Here is a 6,324-nt window from a genome sequence, read left to right as displayed (position 1 = left end):
GGGGGGCGGCCCGGGGGGGGGGGGCGGGGCGGGGGGGGGGGGGGGCGGGCGCCGCCCGCCCGGGCGCCGGGGGGGGGGGGGGGGGGGGGGGGGCTGGGGGGGGGCGTCGACCCTGGCCTCCGCGGTCGGCTCCGGGCGACGGCCGACGGGCCCGGGACGGCGGCCTGCCGAACCAAGGACGGGGAGCGCGGCGGCGGGGAGGGCGGCGGCGACTGCCACGGTGGGCAGGGCGCGGGTGGGCAGGGACCCGTCCTCCCGGCGGCGGGGGGCGTTGCGCTTCGGGGCGATGGCGGCACGGGGGACGGAGGCGGTGGTTTCGGGGGCGGTGGTTTCGGGCGCGGAGGCTTCGAGGGCGGAAACGGTGACCGGTTCGGCCGGAGTCGTCACGGCTTCGACCGGGGTGGGCTCGGCGGCCGGTACGGGGATCCGCTCGGCGGCCGACTGCGGGCCCGGCTCCGGCTTCGGTTCCGAGTTCGGTTCCGGGCTCGGTCGCTCGGCCGGTTCCGGGCTCGGCCCCTCCTCGGGTTCCGGGTGGAGCCGGAGGTGGCCGGAGCGGCCCGAGCCGGCCGGCAGGACGACCCGCGGCGCCGGCTGCTCGACCACCCGGTCCGCCAACTCGTGCAACAGGATCCCGTGGCGGTAGGCGAGTTCACCGATCTCGGTGCGGTCGATGCCGGACACCGCGAGACCCACGCTGCCGTCCCGTCGGACGTCCGCGCCCTGGCTGACCAGCAGGTCCGCCAGCCGCGCCATCTGCGGCCCCCGGACGGCCACTTCGGGGCTGAGCCTGGTCCGCCGGAACTCCGCGACCGGCTGGTCGGCCACCAGTCGGCCGCGGTCCAGGGTGACCACCCGGTCCGCGAGCTGCGAGGCCTCCTGCGGTGTGCGGGTGGTCACCAGGACCGTTCCGCCGGCGGCCCCGAAGGAGCGCAGGAAGGAGTGGAACCACTCGACATTGCGCGGTGACAGGCCGTCGGCGGGCCCGTCCAGCAGCAGCGCGCCGGGGTCGCCGAGCAGGGCGGCGGCCAGGGCCAGGCGGCGGTGCATGCCGGGCGAGAAGGTGCGCAGCCGCTGCCCGGCGACGGCGGCGAGCCGGGTCTGCTCCAGCAGTTCGTCGGCTCGCCGGGCCGGGACGCCGACGGCCGCGGCGAGCATCCGCAGGTGGCTGCGCGCCTTGCGGCCCGGATGTCCGGCCACCGCGGCCTCCCCGGTGCCGGGCAGCAGCACCCCCACCTCGCGCTCGGGGTGGCGCAGCCGACGGTAGCGGCGGCCGTCGAAGAGCGTGACGCCCTGGCCGCGTTCGAGTTCGAGCATCAGCCGCAGGGCGGTGGACTTGCCCGCCCCCTCGGCGCCGAGCAGCGCGGTCACCGTGCCGGGCCGGGCGTCGAAGGTCAGATCGAGCACCGCTGGCGGAGCACCCTTTCGGTAGACCTTGGTCAGTCCGGTGATCTGGATCATCGCTGGCTGCTCCCGTGCCCTCGGCCGACCTGTTCGACGCGGAGCACCCCTGACGGGCGGGTATGCACCCGCGCGGCTCCGCGCCAGCACATTAGGGGGCGGCGACGGCTATTCCGGGCATTACGGGAACGGCACGGGCCCGCCGACTGCCCACCTCACCCGATCAGGGGACAATCCGATCCTGCGATTCACGGTCGACCGGTTCGTTTCGGGTCCCGGCGGAGTCGGTGGCTTCGGCGGCTGCGGTGACTTCAGCGGCTCCGGTGGCTTCGGTGGTGCCAGTGGTGTCGGGGACTTCGGTAGCTCGGGTGGTGTCGGCGGCTCCGGTGGTGTCGGACGGGCGGAGCTCCGTGTCCGATGAAGGAGTGCGGCTCCTACCGGGAAGGCCAGGGCGGTGGCGGGAGCTGCTCGCCGCCGCACTCCGCGTGGAACTCGTCGACGGCGGCCTGGCCCTCAGCCACGATCTCGCCCAGCCGCTCCCGCTCGGCGGCCAGCCGTTCCTCCACTGCGGCGATCGCCTCGGGCGCCGCGTGCTCGGCCTGCAGTTCGGCCAGTTCCTTCTCCGTTGCGGTGGTGGTCCTGTCCAGGCTCCGGTAGTCCGCTGCCAGCCCCTCGATGAGGGTTCGCTGGTTGGCGCAGTCCTTGGTGGCCATCGCGGGGCTCCCTGGGCCGGAGGCCTCCGGCCCAGGCGGTCGGAGCGTCCACCGACACTCTGCGCCGCCACCCCAGGGTCCGCAGCCAGGCCAGGCCATTCGGCTGCCCCATGCCGCACGACGGCGGGTCGACACCGGGCCCAGGCGGGCCGGACAGGGCTGGGCGCAGGGCCGGAGACAGGGCCGGGCGCAGGGCCGGGCACAGGGGCCGCGGGGGTCAGGACTCCGGGCGGAGCATGGGCGGGTTGAGGACGGTCGCGCCGCCGGCGGTGAACAGCTGGGCCGGACGGCCGCCCTGACGGGTCGTCGTTCCGCCCGAGGGCAGCAGGAAGCCAGGGGTGCCGGTGACCTTGCGGTGGAAGTTCCGCGGGTCCAGCGCCACGCCCCAGACCGCCTCGTAGACCCGGCGCAGCTCGCCGACGGTGAACTCGGTCGGACAGAAGGCGGTGGCGAGGGAGGAGTACTCGATCTTGGAGCGGGCGCGTTCCACACCGTCGGCGAGGATCAGGCCGTGGTCGAAGGCGAGCGGGACGCCGTCGGCCGGGTTCTCCCCGAGGAGTTCGCCGACCGGGGCCCAGCGGGCGCCGCTGGCGTCGCCACCGGCCCGGGGCGTCGGCAGGTCGGGGGCGAGCACCAGGTAGGCGACGCTGACCACGCGCATCCGGGGGTCGCGCTGCGGGTGGCCATAGGTGGCGAGCTGCTCGAGGTGGGCGCCGGCCGCGCCGGGGCCGACCGCGTCCTGGCCTGGGGCGGTGTGGGCGCGCAGGCCGGTCTCCTCGGCCAGCTCGCGGGAGGCGGCCTCGGCCAGGCCCTCATCCGGGCGGACGAAGCCGCCGGGCAGCGCCCAGTACCCCTGGAACGGCGGCTCACCCCGTCTGACCAGCAGGGCGCAGAGCGAGTGGTCGCGCACCGTCAGCACCACGAGGTCAACCGTGACAGCGAACGGGGGGAAGGCCGACGGATCGTAGCGCGACATGGCGACGATCATAGTCGTCTCTCTGACGATAAGCACAGGCCCGTGCGTGGACGCTCCTGACCGCTGGCCCCCGCCCGACCCGGCGCGGTTCGTGTACGGGCCGCGCGGGGTCGGGAGCGGACGGGCCCGATGTCGGTGACCCGGCGTCACCGACACCCGGCTCGGACGGACGGTGGCGGACGGTGGGGGGCTCAACGGGCGACGAGTTGCAGGTCCTCGGACGCCTCCTCCACCATCGCCACGCCGATCCGACTCACCCGGACGGAGAAGGGCTCGCCCGCCACCCGCAGACCGGTCAGCTCCAGCTCGCCGAGCGGTGCGGTGCTGGCCGGGCGGACCAGCACCCGGCCGCCCGGGACGTCGGGCCGAACCCCGGCGAGGGCGAAGACCGCGTGCACGGCACCGGCTGCGGAGACCGCCGCCGGGCGGCAGGCGGCCGGGTGCGGCACCGGCGGGCAGCCGGGGGTGCGCTGCTCCCCCGCGTACATCTCCGGCAGGCGCCCCTCGAAGTGGGCGCTCGCGGCGAGCAGGCCCTCCAGCAGGGTGCCGGCCTCGTTCTCGTGACCGGCCTCGGCCAGTCCGGCGACCGCCAGCGCCGTCTCATGGACCCGCACCGCGCCGCCGCGGTGGCCCAGCGGGTTGAAGCGGAGGGACTTGGCGCTCAGGGTGCGCAGGCCCCAGCCGCTGTCCAGCTCCGGCGCGACCAGGCGCTGGGCGAGCAGCCGGGTCTGCTCGCGGTCCAGCAGGCTCTCGTGCCGGCCGCCGTCGACGGCGAGCCCGGTGTCCAACAGGTGCACCAGGGAGGAGGCGACGGCGGGCAGCGGCTGGCCGCCCGGGGCCAGCCCGGCCGCGGGGCGGCCGCCGGAGAGGTCGTCGACCCAGAACCGCTCGCGGAAGCGCTGGCGCAGCGCGGCGGCCCAGCCGCGCCAGTCCTCGGCGCCCGGTCGGCCGAAGGCCTCCAGCAGCTCGGCCCCGTGCAGGGCGGCGCGGTGGGCCTGCGCTTGAACCTCGGCGCGGGCGGCGACCGGGTGGGCGGAGCGCTCCTCGGCCGGGCGGCTCAGGTCGGTGACGAAGCCGTCGACCAGGCCCTCGCGCAGGGCGGCCAGGGCCCGCTCGGCGGTCGGCAGCAGCTCGGCGACCTCAGCCGGGGGCAGGCCCCAGCGCCAGGCCTCGGCCAGCACGGTGACGAACAGCAGGGTGGCCTCGGTGGCCGTGCAGGTGGGCGGCAGCTCGGGACCGCCGTGGCGCAGGGCGCCGGGCAGCAGGCCCTCGGTACGGCCCGGGGCGGGGGCGAGCTGCTGGCGGCGGGCCAGCGCCCGGAGGGTGCCGGCCGCCAACCGGGTGCCGAGCGGCAGGGTCAGCCGGGCGGCCCAGAGCGCGTCGGCCGGGGCGAGGCCGAAGCGCCAGGGCGCTCCGGAGGCCGGGTAGAGGTCGGTCGGGCGGTCCGGGTCGGCGAACAGCAGCCCGCCGAGGGCGTCCAGCGAGCGGGAGACCAGTGGGGCGGCCCGGGTGTCGTCGCTGCGGACCTCCGGCTCGGACCAGGGCAGCGGGGCGCCGGTACCACGGCCTCCCGGCGGGCGCGGGCCGCCGGCGGCGCTCTCCAGCTCGGTGTGCAGCTCGACCGACCAGCGGGCGCCCGGCTGGACCTCCAGGTCCCAGCGGAGCACGCCGGCACCGGCCAGGACCGCGTGCGGGGAGGGCTGGGCGCTGACCACGGCGCTGTGCACCGGGCCCGTCCAGCGCAGTCCGGCGGACTGTACCTGGCCCGGCAGGTCGGGCTGGCGGTGCCCGGCCGCGATCTCGGCGACCGGGCCGAGGTCGGTGCCGAGGGCTATCTCCAGTGGCAGCCGGGCGGGCCGCGGACCGGTGTTGCGCACCACCACGGTCTCCACACCGTCCGCGTGCCGCAGCCGCTCGACGGTGAGTGCCGGATCCGGGTCGAGGTCGCCGGGGATGCGGACGGCGCCGAGGAAGCGCGCCTGGGCGGTGCTGGTCAGGGTGCCCTGGAGCGGCAGCGGCTCCATGCCGCCCAACCGTAGCTCCATCCGGGCGAGCACCCGGACGCCGTTGCGGTAGAAGCCGTGCAGGCCGTGGCCGCGTAGCTGGCCGTCGGGACCGGAGGCGGCCATCGCCGGGGCGTTGACGCAGATCACCGCGTGGTGGACGGCGGGCGGCTGCGGCCGCGGCGGGGTCGCGGCTCGGCCCGGGCCGAGCGGTGCGCCCGCGGGCCCGGCCGCCGGGGCCTGCTCGTGGCGGCCCACCGGCCTGGGCGGCGCGCCGACCACGCTCTCGGCCGGCGTGGCCTGTGGTGGCCTCATGGCGGTCACCGGACTCTCCTCCCCTCGGCGGTCCGGTGGCCGGGTCAGGCCGGTGGGCCGCGAGCATGCTCGATCGCGTGCTGATGATGCCGGGCCGGCAGGGCCGTCCCGTCGGCGGGTGTGCCGTTTTTGGCCGTACCCGGTGACGGGTCGTGCCATGCGGTGCTCGGTACCGGGCCGGTACCGGCGCGCCGCGCCTTCGTTCCCGGGGCCCGTCACCGTGGTCCGGCACGCCGTCAGGTCCGGCGGCCCGGTCGGCCGGTGACGCCCTTCCCCCGCAGCCCGCCCCCGCCGGGCCGCCTGGCTCCCTGGTGGCCACCGGTCATGGTGCCGCACGCGGCCGCCGACGACTGCCGGTGTCCGGCCGCTCTGGTCCGCGCCGCCCCGTGATCGGCCCGCCCGAACCGGGCGGAGGCCCCCGGAGTGAACGCCGCACACCGCCACCAGGTCACGCCCCGCCGCTGCGCCGCTGGTCGGGACGGTTCTGCAGGGCGGTCGTACGGCTTCCGTCGGAACGTCACCGGGGTCTCGCCGCGGGCGCGTCACCGTCCGCGATCCGGGGCCGGAACTCGTCTCGCGGGCCTCCGTCGGGCCAGCTCGGGGCGGTCGTCGGCCGGGGTCGGCCGACCGGTCGGACGGACGGGGCGGTCGAACCGGTGCTCGACCGCCGCCAGGATACGGTGCGGGGGTCGCGGCCCCCGCACCCGGTGACCCCGTGAACCGCGACGCCATCGCTGTGACCAGCAGAGACCGAGGAGTTGCATGTCCACCATCAGCCGGCTGCCCGGGATTGTCACGACCGACCACGTGTTCCAGCTGCCGCTCGACCACGCCGCCCCGCAGGGCGAGCAGATCGAGGTGTACGCCCGCGAGGTGGTCGCCGCAGGCCGCGAGCGGGCCGACCTGCCCTGGCTGGTCT

Annotated in this window: 4 protein-coding genes and 1 pseudogene; 1 reads left to right on the top strand and 4 read right to left on the bottom strand. The window is 77.0% G+C overall.

Annotated elements, in window-relative coordinates; translation table 11 throughout:
- From ACFU6K_RS17565 to ACFU6K_RS17550, 4 genes are all read right to left on the bottom strand, one after another.
- Nucleotides 1-1,458 (bottom strand): ATP-binding cassette domain-containing protein (locus tag ACFU6K_RS17565; RefSeq protein ID WP_380663944.1); only part of this gene is annotated, 1,458 nt, incomplete at its 3' end.
- Between the two features lie 374 nt (nt 1,459-1,832).
- Nucleotides 1,833-2,111 carry a hypothetical protein gene (locus ACFU6K_RS17560; protein ID WP_380663942.1) on the bottom strand — a complete coding sequence of 93 codons (279 nt, stop codon included), beginning with the start codon at nt 2,109-2,111 and terminating at the stop codon, nt 1,833-1,835.
- A 217-nt stretch (nt 2,112-2,328) separates the two neighbouring features.
- Nucleotides 2,329-3,087 (bottom strand): NUDIX domain-containing protein, encoded by a 759-nt coding sequence (locus ACFU6K_RS17555; RefSeq protein WP_380663941.1) that lies wholly within the window; start codon nt 3,085-3,087, stop codon nt 2,329-2,331.
- Nucleotides 3,088-3,278: 191 nt separating this feature from the next.
- A complete protein-coding gene (locus ACFU6K_RS17550; protein WP_380663950.1) occupies nt 3,279-5,405 on the bottom strand; it encodes a glycogen debranching N-terminal domain-containing protein in 2,127 nt (708 codons plus the stop codon).
- 762 nt (nt 5,406-6,167) lie between these two features.
- On the opposite strand from ACFU6K_RS17550, the pseudogene ACFU6K_RS17545 reads away from it, so the two are divergent.
- Nucleotides 6,168-6,324 (top strand): annotated as a pseudogene (locus ACFU6K_RS17545) (alpha/beta hydrolase); the annotation flags it as partial.

Origin of the sequence: Kitasatospora sp. NPDC057512, assembly GCF_042802135.1 — a bacterium.
GTDB lineage: Bacteria > Actinomycetota > Actinomycetes > Streptomycetales > Streptomycetaceae > Kitasatospora.
Note: the sequence above shows the minus strand (reverse complement) of the source record. Positions and strands in the feature narration are given on the sequence as shown.